At 68.6% G+C, this 16,770-nt stretch carries 16 protein-coding genes and 2 tRNA genes; 10 read left to right on the top strand and 8 right to left on the bottom strand.

The genetic code is table 11. From position 1 onward, the window contains the following. Positions 1-94: 94 nt before the first annotated feature. Positions 95-1,075: an NAD(P)H-dependent glycerol-3-phosphate dehydrogenase gene (locus KIH27_RS10075; RefSeq protein ID WP_372451345.1), complete on the bottom strand. Its 981-nt coding sequence runs from the start codon at positions 1,073-1,075 to the stop codon at positions 95-97. 106 nt (positions 1,076-1,181) lie between these two features. Here KIH27_RS10075 and cofC point away from each other — a divergent pair, with 106 nt between their 5' ends. Genes cofC through mutT1 form a run of 3 tightly spaced genes read left to right on the top strand, consistent with a single transcriptional unit; the run spans position 1,182 to position 5,083 of the window. Next, positions 1,182-1,865: a 2-phospho-L-lactate guanylyltransferase gene (gene cofC / locus KIH27_RS10080; RefSeq protein ID WP_250149903.1), complete on the top strand. Its 684-nt coding sequence runs from the start codon at positions 1,182-1,184 to the stop codon at positions 1,863-1,865. After that, positions 1,862-4,090 carry an RNA degradosome polyphosphate kinase gene (locus tag KIH27_RS10085; protein WP_214092814.1) on the top strand — a complete coding sequence of 743 codons (2,229 nt, stop codon included), beginning with the start codon at positions 1,862-1,864 and terminating at the stop codon, positions 4,088-4,090. The genes cofC and KIH27_RS10085 overlap by 4 nt, the downstream gene beginning before the upstream one ends. 54 nt (positions 4,091-4,144) lie before the next feature. Beyond that, positions 4,145-5,083, top strand: coding sequence for an 8-oxo-(d)GTP phosphatase MutT1 (gene mutT1 / locus KIH27_RS10090; RefSeq protein ID WP_214092873.1), 939 nt, complete (start codon positions 4,145-4,147; stop codon positions 5,081-5,083). A gap of 82 nt (positions 5,084-5,165) precedes the next feature. Here the strand turns inward: mutT1 and KIH27_RS10095 are convergent, their stop codons facing one another. The 3 genes from KIH27_RS10095 to leuC all read right to left on the bottom strand — a co-directional run bounded on the left by KIH27_RS10095 (position 5,166) and on the right by leuC (position 8,198). Continuing rightward, positions 5,166-5,948, bottom strand: coding sequence for an HU family DNA-binding protein (locus tag KIH27_RS10095; protein WP_214092815.1), 783 nt, complete (start codon positions 5,946-5,948; stop codon positions 5,166-5,168). 200 nt (positions 5,949-6,148) lie between these two features. After that, positions 6,149-6,745 carry a 3-isopropylmalate dehydratase small subunit gene (gene leuD / locus KIH27_RS10100; protein WP_214092874.1) on the bottom strand — a complete coding sequence of 199 codons (597 nt, stop codon included), beginning with the start codon at positions 6,743-6,745 and terminating at the stop codon, positions 6,149-6,151. Positions 6,746-6,773: 28 nt separating this feature from the next. Then, the gene (gene leuC, locus KIH27_RS10105) at positions 6,774-8,198 is read right to left on the bottom strand and encodes a 3-isopropylmalate dehydratase large subunit (RefSeq protein WP_214092816.1); all 1,425 of its coding nucleotides are present in this window, start codon (positions 8,196-8,198) and stop codon (positions 6,774-6,776) included. 36 nt (positions 8,199-8,234) lie between these two features. On the opposite strand from leuC, the gene KIH27_RS10110 reads away from it, so the two are divergent. Further along, a complete protein-coding gene (locus tag KIH27_RS10110; RefSeq protein ID WP_214092817.1) occupies positions 8,235-8,933 on the top strand; it encodes an IclR family transcriptional regulator in 699 nt (232 codons plus the stop codon). A gap of 99 nt (positions 8,934-9,032) precedes the next feature. Beyond that, positions 9,033-9,533: a PPOX class F420-dependent oxidoreductase gene (locus tag KIH27_RS10115; RefSeq protein ID WP_214092818.1), complete on the top strand. Its 501-nt coding sequence runs from the start codon at positions 9,033-9,035 to the stop codon at positions 9,531-9,533. A gap of 59 nt (positions 9,534-9,592) precedes the next feature. On the opposite strand, the gene KIH27_RS10120 is transcribed toward KIH27_RS10115, so the two are convergent. The 4 genes from KIH27_RS10120 to KIH27_RS10135 all read right to left on the bottom strand — a co-directional run bounded on the left by KIH27_RS10120 (position 9,593) and on the right by KIH27_RS10135 (position 12,169). Further along, a tRNA-Glu gene (locus KIH27_RS10120) sits at positions 9,593-9,665 on the bottom strand. A gap of 74 nt (positions 9,666-9,739) precedes the next feature. Beyond that, positions 9,740-9,811, bottom strand: a tRNA-Gln gene (locus KIH27_RS10125). 109 nt (positions 9,812-9,920) lie between these two features. Continuing rightward, positions 9,921-11,384 carry a glutamate--tRNA ligase gene (gene gltX / locus KIH27_RS10130; RefSeq protein WP_214092819.1) on the bottom strand — a complete coding sequence of 488 codons (1,464 nt, stop codon included), beginning with the start codon at positions 11,382-11,384 and terminating at the stop codon, positions 9,921-9,923. Then, a complete protein-coding gene (locus KIH27_RS10135; protein WP_214092820.1) occupies positions 11,381-12,169 on the bottom strand; it encodes a fumarylacetoacetate hydrolase family protein in 789 nt (262 codons plus the stop codon). The genes gltX and KIH27_RS10135 overlap by 4 nt, the downstream gene beginning before the upstream one ends. A 34-nt stretch (positions 12,170-12,203) precedes the next feature. Here KIH27_RS10135 and KIH27_RS10140 point away from each other — a divergent pair, with 34 nt between their 5' ends. The 5 genes from KIH27_RS10140 (at position 12,204) to thpD (ending at position 16,765) form a co-directional block, all read left to right on the top strand. Beyond that, positions 12,204-13,457, top strand: coding sequence for an MFS transporter (locus tag KIH27_RS10140; RefSeq protein WP_214092821.1), 1,254 nt, complete (start codon positions 12,204-12,206; stop codon positions 13,455-13,457). A 26-nt stretch (positions 13,458-13,483) separates the two neighbouring features. Further along, positions 13,484-13,987, top strand: coding sequence for a diaminobutyrate acetyltransferase (ectA, locus tag KIH27_RS10145; protein WP_214092822.1), 504 nt, complete (start codon positions 13,484-13,486; stop codon positions 13,985-13,987). Between the two features lie 197 nt (positions 13,988-14,184). Next, on the top strand, positions 14,185-15,462 hold the full coding sequence (gene ectB / locus KIH27_RS10150; RefSeq protein WP_214092823.1) for a diaminobutyrate--2-oxoglutarate transaminase: 1,278 nt from the start codon (positions 14,185-14,187) through the stop codon (positions 15,460-15,462). After that, positions 15,459-15,866, top strand: a complete 408-nt coding sequence (locus KIH27_RS10155) for an ectoine synthase (protein WP_214092824.1) — start codon at positions 15,459-15,461, stop codon at positions 15,864-15,866. The genes ectB and KIH27_RS10155 overlap by 4 nt, the downstream gene beginning before the upstream one ends. Beyond that, positions 15,863-16,765, top strand: coding sequence for an ectoine hydroxylase (thpD, locus tag KIH27_RS10160; protein ID WP_214092825.1), 903 nt, complete (start codon positions 15,863-15,865; stop codon positions 16,763-16,765). The genes KIH27_RS10155 and thpD overlap by 4 nt, the downstream gene beginning before the upstream one ends. Positions 16,766-16,770 lie beyond the last annotated feature (5 nt).

Genomic DNA, 16,770 nt, shown 5'->3' on the forward strand with positions numbered 1-16,770 from the left:
CCCACCGCCTGCTTGACAAGACCTACAGCCAGTTAGCAAGGCTCGACGTAGGAGAGGCGAAGCTGGACCGCCCCATCAGGTCCGGCGGGTCGCCTCACTCCGGTTTGGTGCGGCGGCCCAGCAACCGGGCGACCGCCTCGTGCACCGACAACCCCTGGTGGCAGACCCGCTCCACCGCATCGGTGAGCGGCATCTCCACGTCGTAGCTGGACGCCAGCGCCAGCACCGACTGGCAGGAGGCCACCCCTTCGACGACGTGGCCGCCCTTGGCCTTGGTGGCCGACTCGATGGTCTCGCCGCGGCCCAGCAACTCGCCGAACGACCGGTTGCGGGACTGCGGCGACGAGCAGGTGGCCACCAGGTCGCCCACCCCGGCCAGCCCGGCCAACGTGGTCTCCTTGGCGCCGAGCGCGACGCCGAGTCGGCTGATCTCGGCTAGCCCGCGGGTGATGATCGCCGCCGCGGTGTTCTCCCCCAGTCCGACGCCGGCCGCCATCCCGCAGGCCAGCGCGATCACGTTCTTGCAGGCACCGCCGATCTCGGTGCCGACCACGTCGGCGTTGGTGTACGGGCGGAAGTAGCCGACGTTGAGCATCCGCTGCAGCGCCACCGCGCGACCGGAGTCCGGGCAGGCGATGACGGTGGCGGCGGGTTGCCCGGCGGCGATCTCGGCGGCCAGGTTGGGGCCGGACAGCACCGCCACCTGCGACGGGTCCACCGCCGTGACCTGGACGATGACCTGGCTCATCCGCATCAGGGTGCCCAGTTCGATGCCCTTGGCAAGACTGACCAGGGTGGCGCCGTCGGCGAGCAATCCGGTCCACGTCTCGAGGTTGGCCCGCAGGCTCTGCGCGGGCACTGCGAGCAACACCGTCGTCAGACCGTCCAGCGCCTCGGCCGGATCCGCGGTGGCCTGCACGCCACTGGGCAGCGGCACCCCCGGCAGGTAGTCGGCGTTGTGCCGGGTCTCGTTGATCTGCGCGGCGACGTCGTTTCGCCGGGCCCACAGTCGAACCCGGCTGCCGCCGTCGGCGAGCACCTTGGCCAGCGCGGTCCCCCACGCGCCGGCTCCCATCACCGCGACCGTGCCTTCGGTGCCGACCACCCGCATCACCTCCCGTGTAGGGGCTTCACCCTAACTTGGGGCGGGTTCGACGACAGCCGAACCCGCCGCTGGCAGGATGGCCGTTGTGAACTCCACCCGGGTCGACCAATCCGGCGTCGGCATGATCATCGCCGTCAAGCGGCTGACGGTTGCCAAGACCCGGCTGGCATCGACTTTCGCCGCCCCGACGCGCGAGGCCGTGGTGCTGGCCATGCTGACCGACACGATCGCCGCGGCGTCGGCCGTGGACGCCCTGAGCCGCCTGGTGGTGGTCACCCCCGACGAGGCGGCGGCCGCCGCCGCGACCGAACTCGGCGTCGACGTGCTGACCGACCCGACCCCGGCGGGTCACGCCGATCCGCTGAACAACGCGCTGATCGCCGCCGAACGGTCGTTGGCCGGGTCGGTGCCGAACATCGTTGCCCTGCAGGGCGACCTGCCCGCGCTGCAGACCTATGAGCTGGCCGAGGCGATCACCGCCGCCCGCAGCCACCCGCGCAGCTTCGTCACCGACCGGCACGGCACCGGCACCGCCGCGCTGTTCGCGTTCGGCACCCCCCTGGACCCGCGTTTCGGCCGGGATTCGGCGGTCCGGCACCGCCGTTCGGGCGCGTTGGAACTGACCGGCGCGTGGCCCGGCCTGCGCTGCGACATCGACACGCCCGAGGATCTGAGCGCCGCGCGGGTGCTCGGCGTCGGCCCGGCGACCGCTCGCGTGCTCGGCCGCCAGCAAGCCGGTGGTGGCAGTCGCCCCCGATGATGAGTAATGATTTCGGGGTGACCGAAATCGAGACTGGCCAGCTCGCTGAGAAACGCACCGACGAAACCGAATGGCGTCCCAACGACGCCGCACCGGCCGCACCGCCGGCCGCGACCGCGGCCGCGTCGGTCGACACCGACGACGGGCTGCCGCAGGACCGGTACCTGAACCGGGAGTTGAGTTGGCTGGACTTCAACGCCCGGGTGCTCGCGCTGGCCGCCGACACGTCGCTGCCGCTGCTGGAGCGGGCGAAGTTCCTGGCGATCTTCGCCTCCAACCTCGACGAGTTCTACATGGTGCGCGTCGCCGGGCTCAAGCGGCGCGACGAGATGGGATTGTCGGTGCGCTCAGCCGACGGCCTGACGCCGCGCGAGCAGTTGCGCCGCATCGGTGAGCAGACCCAGCAGATCGCGACCCGGCACGCACGGGTGTTCCTCGACTCGGTGCGCCCGGAACTCGCCGCCGAGGGCATCCACATCGTCACCTGGGCGGACCTGCAACCCAGCGAGCGCCAACAGCTTTCGACGTACTTCCACGAACAGGTGTTCCCGGTCCTCACCCCGCTGGCCGTCGACCCGGCACATCCGTTCCCGTTCGTCAGCGGGCTCAGCCTGAACCTCGCCGTGACCGTCAAGCGCCCCGAGGACGGCGGCAACCACTTCGCCCGGGTGAAGGTCCCCGACAACGTCGACCGATTCGTCGAACTCGGCGCACGTTCCGACGGCGCCGACGGCGATGAACGCAGCGAGGTTCGTTTCCTGCCGATGGAGGAGTTGATCGCGGCGTTCCTGCCGTCGCTGTTCCCCGGCATGGAGATCGTCGAGCACCACGCGTTCCGAATCACCCGCAACGCCGACTTCGAGGTCGAGGAAGACCGCGACGAGGACCTGCTGCAGGCGCTGGAACGGGAGTTGGCCCGCCGCCGGTTCGGGTCACCGGTGCGCCTCGAGGTCGCCGACGACATGACCGAGAACATGCTGGAGTTGCTGCTGCGCGAACTCAGCGTTCACCCCGGCGACGTCATCGAGGTGCCCGGCCTGCTGGACCTCTCGGCGCTGTGGCAGGTCTACCGCCAGGAGCGCCCGGACCTCAAGGACCGCACATTCGTGCCGGCCACCCACCCGGCGTTCGCCGAACGGGAAACTCCGAAAAGCATTTTCGCAACCCTGCGTGAGGGCGACGTGCTGGTCCACCACCCCTACGACTCGTTCTCGACCAGCGTGCAGCGGTTCATCGAGCAGGCCGCCGCCGACAAGAACGTGCTGGCGATCAAGCAGACGCTCTACCGCACGTCCGGCGATTCGCCGATCGTCACGGCGCTGATCGACGCCGCCGAAGCCGGCAAGCAGGTGGTGGCACTGGTCGAGATCATGGCCCGGTTCGACGAGCAGGCCAACATCAAGTGGGCCCGCCAACTGGAGAACGCCGGCGTGCACGTGGTGTACGGCCTGCTGGGCCTGAAAACCCATTGCAAGACCGCGCTGGTGGTGCGTCGGGAGGGGTCGACGATCCGGCGCTACTGCCACATCGGCACCGGCAACTACAACAGCAAGACCGCACGGCTCTACGAGGACGTCGGGCTGTTCACGGTGGACCCGGACATCGGCGCGGACCTCACCGACCTGTTCAACTCGCTCACCGGTTACTCGCGCAAGATGGAGTACCGCAACCTGCTGGTGGCGCCGCACGGAGTCCGGGCCGGGATCATCGAACGCATCGAACGGGAGGTGGCCGCGCACCGCGACGGTGACGGCACCGCGGGGCGGGGCCGGATCCGGCTGAAGCTCAACTCACTCGTCGACGAGCAGGTGATCGACGCGCTGTACCGGGCATCGCAGGCCGGGGTGCGCGTCGAGTTGGTGGTGCGTGGGATCTGTGCGCTGCGCCCCGGGGTCCCGGGGTTCTCCGAGAACATCACCGTCCGATCGATTCTCGGCCGTTTCCTGGAGCATTCCCGCATCATCCACTTCCGGGCCATCAACGAGTTCTGGATCGGCAGCGCCGACATGATGCACCGCAACCTGGACCGCCGCGTCGAGGTGATGGCTCAGGTCAAGGACCGGCGGCTGACTGCGCAACTCGACGACGTCTTCGAGTCCGCACTAGATCCGGCGACCCGCTGCTGGGAGCTGGGGCCGGATGGCCAGTGGACGGCGCGACCGCAGGCCGGGGCGACCGTGCGCGATCATCAGGTGTCGCTGATGGAGCAGCACCGCACCCCCTGACGACCGGTAGCCGTCCAGCGCCGACGAGGCCCGAATTAACCTGCAGGAGTGAAGGTGCCGAAAACGACCTCGTCCGAACCCGCGGTGGCGCAGCGCACCGTCTACGCCGCGGGCGCGGTGCTGTGGCGGCCGGGCCGAACGCCGCGCAAGCCGATTGAGGTGGCGCTGGTCCACCGTCCCCGCTACGACGACTGGTCACTGCCCAAGGGCAAGGTCGACCCCGGTGAGACCGAACCGGTGACGGCGGTTCGCGAGGTTCTCGAGGAGACCGGCCGGCACGCGCACCTGGGCCGGCGGCTCGGCGCGGTCAGCTACCCGATCCAGCAGGGTGTCAAGAAAGTCCGGTACTGGGCCGCGCGTGATCTCGGCGGCGACTTCACCCCGAATCGCGAAGTCGACGACCTGGTCTGGCTGCCGGTCGCCGATGCGATGAAAGAGGTCGCCTACCCCTACGACCGGAAGATCCTGCGGCGGTTCGCCAAACACCCGGCCGACACCCAGACCGTGCTGGTCGTCCGGCACGGCACCGCCGGGCGCAAGGCCCGTTACTCCGGCGACGACACGCAGCGCCCGCTGGACAAGAAGGGCCGGGCGCAGGCCGAGGCGCTGACCGGTCTGCTGCTCGCGTTCGGCGCCGCCGACGTCTACGCAGCGGACCGGTTGCGCTGCCATCAGACGGTGGAGCCGCTGGCCGCCGAACTCGGCGTCGTGATCGCCAACGAGCCGTCACTGACCGAGGAGGCGTACGCCGACAACCCGAAGAAGGCCCGCCGCCGGGTGATCGAGATCGCCAAAGCGGGCGGCACACCGGTGATCTGCACGCAGGGCAGGGTGATCCCGGATCTGATCGAGTGGTGGTGTGCACGCGACGGGATCCGTCCGGACAAATCGCGTAACCGCAAGGGCAGCACCTGGGTGCTGTCGCTGGCGAACGGCCGACTGGTGGCCGCCGATCATCTGGGCAGCCCGCTGGCGGCGCGGGCCGCTGTGTGATTCGGTCCGACCGCAACTGAGTCCGGCTACGAGTGGGCGCCGCGGGAGATTCCCGCGGCGCCCATCGATGCTGTCTACCTGATTATTTGCGGCCCTTGCGGGCGGGAGCCTTCTTGGCAGGCGCCTTGGCGGCGACCTTCTTCACCGCGGCCTTCTTCGCCGGGGCGGCCTTCTTCACTGCGGCCTTCTTGGCCGGAGCCTTGGTGACCGCCTTCTTCGCGGGAGCTGCCTTCTTGGCAGGCGCCTTGGTGACCGCCTTCTTCGCGGGAGCTGCCTTCTTGGCAGGCGCCTTGGTGACCGCCTTCTTCGCGGGAGCTGCCTTCTTGGCAGGCGCCTTGGTGACCGCCTTCTTCGCGGGAGCTGCCTTCTTCGCCGGCGCGGCCTTCTTCGCGGCGGTCGCCTTCTTGGCGGGAGCGGCCTTCGTCGCGACGGCCGCCTTCTTGGCGGGAGCGGCCTTCTTCGCCGGCGCGGCCTTCTTCGCCGGGGCCGCCTTCTTGGCTGCAGCCTTCTTCGCGGGTGCAGCCTTCTTCGCCGTTCCGCCGGCCGCGGCGCCGCGCTTGACCGCCAGTCCGTCGCTCGGGACGCGCTGCGCGCCAGAGACAATCGCCTTGAACTGCGCGCCGGGGCGGAACGCCGGGACAGACGTCGGCTTCACCTTGACGGTCTCGCCGGTGCGGGGATTGCGGGCGACACGAGCAGCGCGACGCCGGCGTTCGAAGACTCCGAACCCGGTGATCGTAACGCTCTCACCCTTGTGTACCGCGCGCACAATGGCGTTCACGAAGTGCTCGACGGCATCGGTCGCCGACCGGCGGTCGGTGTCCAATTCCTTTGTGAGCACGTCGATGAGCTCTGCTTTGTTCATCCGATCCCTCCGAAACCAGTGGCTCTCGTTGAGCCGACTAGAGCACACGGTAAACCTTGATACCACTGATATCCAAGAGCCACGCGCAATTTCAGCGGAGATTATCGGGAATTCGGGCAATGCGACGGCGGCCGTTAGTCGCCGGCGAAGCCTCGATATCGCGGGTCCGGCGAGGTGAATTCGCCGCACCCGCGAGGCGGTCAGGAGGCCTGCACGGTGCGCGGCTTCCAGCCCGGCCGGGATGCCTCGAAGGAGTCGATCTCGTCGAGTTTCCGCAGCGTAAGGCCTATGTCGTCGAGCCCTTCGGACAGTCGCCAGGCGGTGTAATCGTCAATCGTGAACGGCACCACCGCCGTTCCCGCGGTGATAATTCGATCTTGAAGATTGACAGTGATTTCCAGCCCCGGACTCTGCTCGATGAGCTTCCACAGCAGTTCCACGTCATCCTGGGCGACCTGGGCGGCCAGCAGCCCCGCCTTGCCCGCGTTGCCGCGGAAGATGTCGGCGAAGCGCGACGAGATCACCACCCGGAAGCCGTAGTCCAGCAGCGCCCAGACCGCATGTTCCCGAGATGATCCCGTGCCGAAGTCCGGTCCGGCCACCAGCACCGAACCCCGGTCGAACGGGCTGAGATTCAGCACGAACGAGGGATCGGTCCGCCAGGTGGCGAACAACCCGTCCTCGAATCCGGTCCGGGTGATTCGCTTCAAATACACCGCCGGAATGATCTGGTCGGTATCGACATTGGACCGCCGCAGCGGAACGCCGATTCCCGTGTGGGTCTCAAAAGCTTCCATGATCAAACTCCTTTAAATCCCGTGGCGGTCAGTTCAAGTCGGCCGGGGCCGACAGCGTCCCGCGGACCGCGGTGGCCGCGGCGACGATCGGCGAGACCAGATGCGTCCGTCCGCCCTTACCCTGCCGGCCCTCGAAGTTACGGTTGGACGTGGACGCGCACCGCTCGCCCGGGGCCAGCTGGTCGGGGTTCATGCCCAGGCACATCGAACAACCGGGCTCGCGCCATTCGGCCCCGGCCGCCACGAAAATGTCGGCGAGCCCTTCGGCTTCCGCCTGTTTGCGCACCCGCATCGAGCCCGGCACGATCAGCATTCGCACGCTGTCCGCGACATGGCGCCCACGCAGCACCGCCGCCACCGCACGCAGATCCTCGATGCGGCTGTTGGTGCAGGATCCGACGAACACCGTGTCGACCGCGATGTCGCGCATCGGGGTTCCCGGCGTGAGATCCATGTAGGCCAGCGCCTTCTCGGCGGCCGCCCGGTCGTCGTCGTTGGTCATCAGCTCCGGGTCGGGCACCGCCTCACCCAGCGCCACACCCTGGCCCGGGTTGGTGCCCCAGGTGACGAACGGCGTCAGCGCGGTCGCGTCCAGGTGCACCTCGGCGTCGAACTCCGCGCCCGGTTCGGTGCGCAGACTCTCCCAGTAGGCGATCGCCGCATCCCAGTCCGCACCGGTCGGCGCGTGCGGACGGCCGCGCAGATATTCGTAGGTGGTCTCGTCCGGGGCGACCATGCCGGCCCGGGCACCCGCCTCAATGCTCATGTTGCAGATCGTCATCCGCGCTTCCATCGACAGCGCCTCGATGGCGCTGCCCCGGTACTCGATGACATAGCCCTGGCCGCCGCCGGTCCCGATCTGGGCGATCACCGCCAGGATGATGTCCTTGGCCGTCACCCCCGGCGGCAGCCCGCCGCCGGCCAGCCCCTCCACGTTGACCGCCATCGTCTTGAACGGCCGCAACGGCAGCGTCTGGGTGGCCAGCACGTGCTCGACCTCTGAGGTCCCGATGCCCATCGCCAGGGCGCCGAACGCGCCGTGCGTGGAGGTGTGGCTGTCACCGCAGACCACGGTCATGCCCGGCTGGGTGAGGCCCAGTTGCGGGCCGATGATGTGCACGATGCCCTGGTCGATGTCGCCCATCGAGTGCAGTCGGATGCCGAACTCCGCGCAGTTGTGCCGCAGCGTCTCCACCTGGGTGCGCGACACCGGGTCGGCGATCGGCTTGTCGATGTCGATCGTCGGCACGTTGTGGTCCTCGGTGGCGATCGTCAGATCCGGGCGCCGCACCGGCCGGCCGGCGAGCCGCAGCCCTTCGAACGCCTGCGGGCTGGTGACCTCGTGGATCAGGTGCAGGTCGATGTAGATGAGGTCGGGTTCGGTTCCGCCACCGGACGACACGACGTGGTCCGCCCAGACCTTCTCGGCCAGGGTGCTAGGCTTCTGCGTCATTGACTTTCCCACATTCTGAGACGTTAGTATCTGTATATGGGACAGCATAGCGGCGTCGGCGTTCTCGACAAAGCGCTGGTGGTGCTGCACACGATCGCGGATTCCCCGTGCGCGCTGGCCGAGCTGTGCGACCGCACCGGCCTGCCGCGGGCGACCGCGCACCGGCTGGCCGCCGGCCTGGAGGTGCACCGGCTGCTGACCCGCGATGACGACGGCCGCTGGCAGATCGGGCCCGCGGTCACCGAACTGGCCGCCCGTGCCGACGACCCGCTGCGGGTCGCGGGGGCGACGGTGCTCCCCCGGCTGCGCGAGATCACCGGGGAGAGCGTGCAGCTGTACCGGCGGGAAGGCACCTGGCGGGTCTGTGTCGCAGCGCTGGAACCTCCTGCGGGGCTTCGCGACACCGTCCCGGTCGGGGCCCGGCTGCCGATGACGGCCGGTTCCGGCGCCAAGGTGCTGCTGGCATACGCCGATCCGGCCGTCCAGCAGGAAGTGTTGCCGCACGCCAAGTTCACCGGCCGCACCCTGGCCGACGTCCGTCGCCGCGGCTGGGCGCAGAGCGTCGCCGAGCGTGAGCCGGGGGTGGCAAGCGTCTCGGCACCGGTGCGCGACCACCGCGGCACGGTGGTGGCCGCGATATCGGTGTCCGGCCCGGTCGACCGGATGGGCCGGCGGCCCGGGGCGCGCTGGGCGGCCGACCTGATCGACGCCGCCACCGCACTCACCGCCCGGTAGTAGTGGCGAGCAGACGTCAAAGCGCCCATTTCGTGCCGAGATCGGGCGCTTTCGCGTCTGCTCGCCGAATCATGGTGACCCACCTGACACACTGCAGGCATGGGAACCAAGCAGCGTGCGCAGATCGTCATGTCCGACACCGAAGTCGCCGATTTCATCGCCACCAGTCGAACCGGGACACTGGCCACCATCGGACCGGACGGGCAGCCGCATCTGACCGCGATGTGGTACGGGGTGCTCGACGGTGAGATCTGGCTGGAGACCAAGGCCAAGTCCCAGAAGGCGGTGAACCTGCGCCGAGACGCCCGGGTCAGCTTCCTGCTGGAGGCAGGAGACACCTACGACACGCTGCGCGGAGCGTCGTTCGAGGGGGTGGCCGAGATCATCGACGACCCGGACACCGTGTTCCGGGTCGGGGTCAGCGTCTGGGAGCGCTACACCGGTCCCTACACCGACGAGATGAAGCCGGGCGTCGACGCGATGATGAACAACCGCGTCGCTGTGCGGATCGTCACACACCGCACCCGGTCCTGGGACCACCGCAAGCTGGGCCTGCCCGCGATGCCGGTGGCCGGCTCCACCGCGCCGGCCGCCGACTGACCCGACCCCGACAACGCAGCAGGCCCCACCTCGATCGAGGTGGGGCCTGCTGTTCGGTGTACCCCCGATGGGATTCGAACCCACGCTACCGCCGTGAGAGGGCGGCGTCCTAGGCCGCTAGACGACGGGGGCTAGAACATTTCCGGGTTGCCAGCATAGCTCAACCCGAATGACCCGCCTAATCCGTTGGGAGAAGGCCGGTTTTGCTGGGGTACCAGGACTCGAACCTAGAATGGCTGAACCAGAATCAGCTGTGTTGCCAATTACACCATACCCCATTGACCTATTCGGTCTGGCCCGAAACCGCTGGTCACGACGCCCGGTGGGGCACCTTCACCAGCCGCTGCGGGCCGACGAGCAGACTACCAAACTTCTGGCGCAGAGTACTCATCGCGCTGCTCGGGCGGCCCGCAGCCGTTGCAAACTGCGGTCGGCGCCCAGCAATTCCAGCGACTCGAACAGCGGCGGGCTGACCTGAGCGCCGGTCGCCGCCACCCGGATCGGCCCGAACGCCTTGCGCGGTTTGAGCTCCAGACCGTCCAGCAGTGCGGCTTTCAGCGCGGCCTCGATGTTCTCGACGGTCCAGGCCGGCACGGCCGCCAGCGCCGCGATGGCCGCATCGAGGGTGGCCGCGGAGTCCGGCCCCAGTTCCTTGGCGGCGGCTCGCGGGTCGAGGGCGTACTCGGCGTCGTTGAAGAACTTCAGCAGCCCCCACGCGTCGCCGAGCACCACGATGCGGGTCTGCACCAGGGCCGCGGCCGTCGCGAACGAGGCGTCGTCCAGGCCGGTGTCATGGCCGTGCGCGTCCAGGTAGGCCCGCAGCCGGGCGGTGAAGTCCTCGGCGGTCAGCAGGCGGATGTGCTCGGCGTTGAGCGCGTCGGCCTTCTTCTGGTCGAAGCGGGCCGGGTTGGAGTTCACGTCGGCGACGTCGAACGCCGCGACCATCTCGGCCATGCTGAAGATGTCGCGGTCGTCGGCGATCGACCAGCCCAGCAGCGCCAGGTAGTTCAGCAGCCCCTCCGGGATGAAGCCGCGGTCGCGGTGCGCGAACAGGTTCGACTGCGGGTCCCGCTTGGACAGCTTCTTGGTGCCCTCCCCCAAGACCGTTGGCAGGTGGGCGAATTCCGGGATCCGCTCGGCCACCCCGATGCGGATCAGCGCCTGGTACAGCGCGATCTGCCGCGGCGTGGACGGCAGCAGGTCCTCGCCGCGCAGCACGTGGGTGATCTTCATCATGGCGTCGTCGACCGGGTTGACCAACGTGTAGAGCGGGTCACCGTTGGCGCGGGTCAGCGCGAAATCCGGAACGGTGCCGGCCGGGAAGGTCGTCGGTCCGCGCACCAGGTCGGTCCAGCCGATCTCACCGTCGGGCATCCGCAACCGCAGCACCGGCTTGCGTCCCTCAGCCCGGTACGCGGCGCGCTGCGCCTCGGTCAGGTCACGGTCGAAGTTGTCGTAGCCCAGCTTGGGATTCCGCCCGGCGGCCAGATGCCGGGCTTCGACCTCCTCCGGCGTGGAGAACGCCTCGTAGGCCTCCCCCGCGGCCAGCAACTGGGCCACCACGTCCCGGTGGATGTCGGCGCGCTGCGACTGCCGGTACGGGGCGTAGGGACCGCCGACCTCGGGGCCCTCGTCATAGTCGAGCTGCAGCCATCGCAGTGCGTCGAGCAGCGCCTGGTAGCTCTCCTCGCTGTCCCGCTGGGCGTCGGTGTCCTCCACCCGGAACACCAGCTTCCCGCCGGTGTGCCGGGCGTAGGCCCAGTTGAACAGGGCGGTGCGGATCAGTCCGACGTGCGGGGTGCCGGTCGGCGACGGGCAGAACCGGACCCGGACTTGCGAAGGTGTGCTCACGACTTTCCTTTACGGACAACGGGATTGGTCAAAGTTCCGATTCCCTCGACGGTGATCGACACGGTGTCGCCGTGTTCGATCGGCCCGACGCCGGCCGGGGTGCCGGTGAGGATCAGGTCGCCCGGCAGCAGCGTCATCACCGCGGAGACCCATTCGATGATCGCGCCGACACCGTGGATCATCTGCGACGTGCGGCCGTCCTGCTTGACCTCGCCGTTGACCTCGGTGCGGACCTCGAGGTCGGCCGGGTCGACGTCGGTGACGATCCACGGCCCGACCGGACAGAAGGTGTCATGTCCCTTGGCGCGGGTCCATTGCCCGTCGCTGCGCTGCTGGTCGCGGGCGGAGACGTCGTTGGCGATGGTGTAGCCGAGGATGTTCTCGGCGGCCCGTTCGGCCTTCACGTCCTTGCACGGCCGCGAGATCACGACGGCCAGTTCGCCCTCGTAGTGCACCTCGGTGCTGCTGGGCGGCAACTGAATTGCGACGTTCGGGCCGACGATCGCGGTGTTGGGTTTGAGGAACATGATCGGGTCCGCCGGTGCCGCCCCGCCCATCTCGGCGATGTGGTCGGCGTAGTTCTTCCCGATGCAGACCACCTTCGACGCGAGGATCGGCGCCAGCAGTCGCACATCGGCCAGCGGCCAGGACCGTCCGGTGAACTCCGGCGTGCCGAACGGATGCTCGGCGATCTCACGGGCGGTCATCTGATCGGGCTGGTCCGGATCGCCTTCGATACTCACGAAGGCGACACCGTCCGGGCTGGCAATTCGGCCTAGTCGCATTCGTCAGAGCGTAGTGCTATGCCACGATGACGGCGTGCCCACGCAGTCGCTCAGCACCGCCGCGCGCTGGTCGATCATCGTGATCGCCCTGGTGGCGACGATGTGCGCATTCGTGTTCATCAACGGCATCGCGTTCGTCATCCCGATGCTGGAGACCAAGCGGGACACCAACCTCGCGGTGGCCGGTCTGCTGGCGTCGATGCCCAGTTTCGGAATGGTGCTGACGCTGTTCTCCTGGGGCGCCCTGCTGGACCGGATCGGTGAGCGGATCGTGCTCGCGGTCGGCCTGGCGCTGACCGCGGCGGCCACCTACGCGGCGGCCTCGATGCAGTCGCTGGTCGCCGTCGGCGCGTTTCTGTTCCTCGGCGGGATGGCGGCCGCCAGCGCCAACAGTGCCAGCGGGCGACTGGTCACCGGGTGGTTCCCGCCGCACCAGCGGGGCCTGGTGATGGGCATCCGGCAGACCGCGCAGCCGCTGGGAATCGCCCTGGGCGCCGCGGTCATTCCCGAACTCGCCGAGCACGGCCTGGCGCGGGCGCTGATGTTCCCGGCGACACTGTGCGCACTGTCGGCGGTGGCCTGCGCCATCGGGGTGCTCGACCCGCCCCGGCGACCGCGGTCGTCGGCGACCGATGCGGAACTCGCCAGCCCCTACCAGGATTCGAAGGTGCTCTGGCGCATCCACCTGTCGTCGGCGCTGTTGATGGTGCCGCAGTGCATGCTGGCCACCTTCATGCTGGTGTGGCTGATCGTCGACACCGACTGGTCGATCGCCGGCGCCGGCGCTCTGGTGACGGTGTCCCAGCTGCTCGGCGCGCTGGGGCGGGTGCTGGTCGGACGCTGGTCGGACCGGGTGCGCTGCCGGCTGCGGCCGATCCGCACCGTCGCCGCCACCAGCGCGCTGGCGATGCTGGCGCTGGGGATCACCGACCATCTGCACTCGCACCTGGCCGAGGTCGCGATGGTCGTCGCCGCGGTGATCAGCGTGCTCGACAACGGGTTGGCGTCCACCGCGGTCGCCGAACTCGCCGGACCGTACTGGAGCGGCCGGGTGCTCGGCATCCAGAACACCACGCAGCGCCTGACCGCCGGGATCGCGCCACCGGTGTTCGGGGCGGTGATCGGCGTGCTGGGCTACCCGGTGGCGTTCGCGGCCTGCGGACTGTTCCCGCTGTTGGCGTTGCCCCTGGTCCCGGTCTCCGCGGAACCGAAAGGCCGCTCAGCACTGGAGGCGCTGCGTACCATCCGGGTTCCGCCGGGCCCCACCGACCCGGAGGGGCAGTCCTGATCCGGCCGCCCAGTACCGTCGAAACGATGACCGACACCGCCGACATCGTGCTGCGACGCCCTCGGGTAGCCGACGGCCCCGCACTGTGGCAACTGGCCGTCGACAGCGTCACCCTCGACGTCAACTCCCCCTACGCCTACATTCTGTGGTGCCGCGACTTCGCCGCCACCTCGGTGATCGCCGAGGTGAACGGGGAACCGGCCGGGTTCATCACCGGGTACCACCGCCCCGACGAGTCGACCACCCTGATGGTGTGGCAGGTCGCGGTCGACAGCGCGCACCGCGGGATGGGTCTGGCCGGCCGGATGCTCGATCACCTGATGACCGAATCACTGCCCGGCGGGATCTCCCACCTGGAGACGTCGATCACGCCCGACAATACGGCCAGCCGGCGGCTGTTCAGCGCCTTCGCCCGCAGGTGGGGCGCGGATTTAGTGTGTCGCGAATTGTTCTCAGCGGAACTGCTGGGCGACGGTCACCTGGCCGAGGAATTGTTTCGGATCGGGCCGGTGCGGGTATCCGCGTCATGACGACTGCGGGCGTGGCAGGGTTGCAGATCACGAATCCATATCGGTAGGGTCACGAGCGCGCAAACGTGAGCCCCCACGGACCGAGGTGGGGCGCCCCGAGCGGGGTGATAGGTCGAGCGTGTCACCCGCACCAGAGAAGCCAGCCCTCGACCTGTTGTTCCGTTCCGTTGTTGATGAGACCGACGGACGGAGGAAGCATGAACATCTTTGAATCCCTGGAATCCGATGTACGAAGTTATTGCCGATCCTGGCCGGTGACATTCGACCGGGCCAGCGGATCCCGCATGTGGGACACCGATGGCAAGGAGTATCTCGACTTCTTCGCCGGCGCCGGCGCCCTCAATTACGGGCACAACAATCCGGAGCTGAAAAAGCCGCTGCTGGAGTACCTGACCTCTGATCGGGTGGTGCACAGCCTGGACATGCACACGATCGCCAAGGAGCAGTTCCTGGAGCGGTTCGACGAGGTCATCCTCAAGCCGCGTGACCTGGACTACAAGGTGCAGTTCCCCGGCCCCACCGGGACCAATTCGGTGGAATCCGCGCTGAAGCTGGCCCGCAAGATCACCGGCCGGGAGAGCATCATCAGCTTCACCAATGCCTTCCACGGCATGACGCTGGGCTCGCTGAGCGTCACCGGCAACTCGATGAAGCGCGGCGGCGCCGGCATCCCCCTGGTGCACGCCACGCCGATGCCGTACGACAACTACCTCGACGGGGTCACACCGGACTTCCTCTGGTTCGAGCGGCTGCTGCAGGACAGCGGCAGCGGTCTGAACGACCCGGCGGCGGTGATCGTGGAGACCGTGCAGGGCGAGGGCGGAATCAATGTGGCCCGGCTGGAATGGCTGCGCGGGCTCGAGGACCTGTGCCGCCGGCACGAGCTGCTGCTGATCGTCGACGACGTGCAGATGGGCTGCGGGCGCACCGGACCGTTCTTCAGCTTCGAGGCCGCCGGAATCACCCCGGACATCGTCTGCATGTCCAAGTCGATCAGCGGCTACGGCCTGCCGATGGCGCTGACGCTGTTCCGCCGGGACCTCGACGTCTGGGAGCCCGGTGAGCACAACGGCACCTTCCGCGGCCAGAACCCGTCGTTCGTCACCGCCACCGCCGCACTGAACTACTGGGCTGACGACCAGTTGGAGAAGGCGGTGCTGCGCAAGGGCGAGCAAGTCGACCAGGCGCTGCACGAGGTCGTCGACCCGATCGAGGGTGTGAAGACCCGCGGTCGCGGCCTGATCCGCGGCGTCGCCTTCGAACGGGGCGACCTGGCCAACGAGGTGTGCCGAGAGGCGTTCAACCGGGGGCTGCTGCTGGAGACTTCTGGGCCGGAAGGTGAAGTAGTGAAACTGATGCCACCGCTGGTGATCGACGACGACGACCTCGCTCGGGGGTTGGCGATCACCGCGGAATCGATCAAGGTGGTCGCCGGGCGGGAGCTCGTCGGCGCCTCTGGAGGGAGTAAACGATGATTGTCCGCACGCTTGCCGAGATCAAGGGCACCGACCGCGACGTCCAGTCCAAGACCTGGAACAGTCAGCGGCTGCTGCTGGCCCGCGACGGGCAGCGGTTCTCGATGCATGAGACCATCCTGTACGCCGGCACCGAGACCTCGATGTGGTACGCGAATCACGTCGAGGCGGTGTACTGCGTCGGCGGCGAGGGCGAACTGGTCAACGACGAGACCGGTGAGGTCCACCCGCTGGCCGACGGCACCCTGTACCTGCTCGACGGCCATGAGCACCACACCGTGCACGCCCACACCGACCTGCGCATGGTGTGCGTGTTCGACCCGCCGGTCACCGGACGGGAGGTCCACGACGAGACCGGGGCCTACCCGCTGCTCGTGGAGGAGGCCGTGGAGGCGACTTCGTGACCGGAGCCGTCGATGAAGTGGTCGCCGACCGCTACCCGACCCGCAGTTCCGTTCGGGTGGGCATCGAACCCCGCCACGACCCGGTGGTGTGGGTTCGCGACGACCGCGGCGGGCCGCTGGCCGGCGACGACGTCGACCGTTTCGACTGCGACGGGTTCCTGACCGTCGAGTCGCTGCTGGCGCCCGACATCGTCGCCGACCTACGCGCGGAACTGGACCGGCTGCGGTCTGACCCGGTGCTGGCCGCCGACGAACGCTCGATCTCCGAGCGTGACAGCGGTCAGATCCGTTCGATCTTCGAGGTGCACCGGATCAGTACGGCTTTCGCCGCACTGATCGCCGACCCGCGACTGGTCGGCACAGCCCGGCAACTGCTGGGCTCGGAGGTGTACGTGCATCAGAGCCGGGTCAACTTCAAACCGGGTTTCAACGGCCGGGAGTTCTACTGGCACTCCGACTTCGAGACGTGGCACGCCGAGGACGGGATGCCCACCCCGCGCGCGGTCAGCGTGTCGGTGGCACTCACCGAGAACCTGGATTCCAACGGCTCGCTGCTGATCATGCCGGGCTCACACCGCTGGTTCGTCTCCTGCCCGGGCGAGACGCCGCCGGAGCACTACCGATCGTCGTTGCAGCAGCAGGTGATCGGAACCCCAGACGACGCGAGCCTGACCCACCTGGCCGACCAGCACGGCATCCGGCAGATCACCGGGCCGGCCGGGTCAGCGGTGTTCTTCGACAGCAACTGCATGCACGGCTCGGGCAGCAACATCACGCCCTACTCGCGGTCGAACGTCTTCATCGTCTACAACAGTGTGGAGAACACGCTGGTCGCGCCGTTCGGGGCGGCGGCGCCGCGGCCGACGTTCATCGCCAGCCGCACCTTCGACCCGGTGTAGCGCGG

Source organism: Mycolicibacter acidiphilus (assembly GCF_018455725.1).
GTDB classification, from domain to species: domain Bacteria; phylum Actinomycetota; class Actinomycetes; order Mycobacteriales; family Mycobacteriaceae; genus Mycobacterium; species Mycobacterium acidiphilum.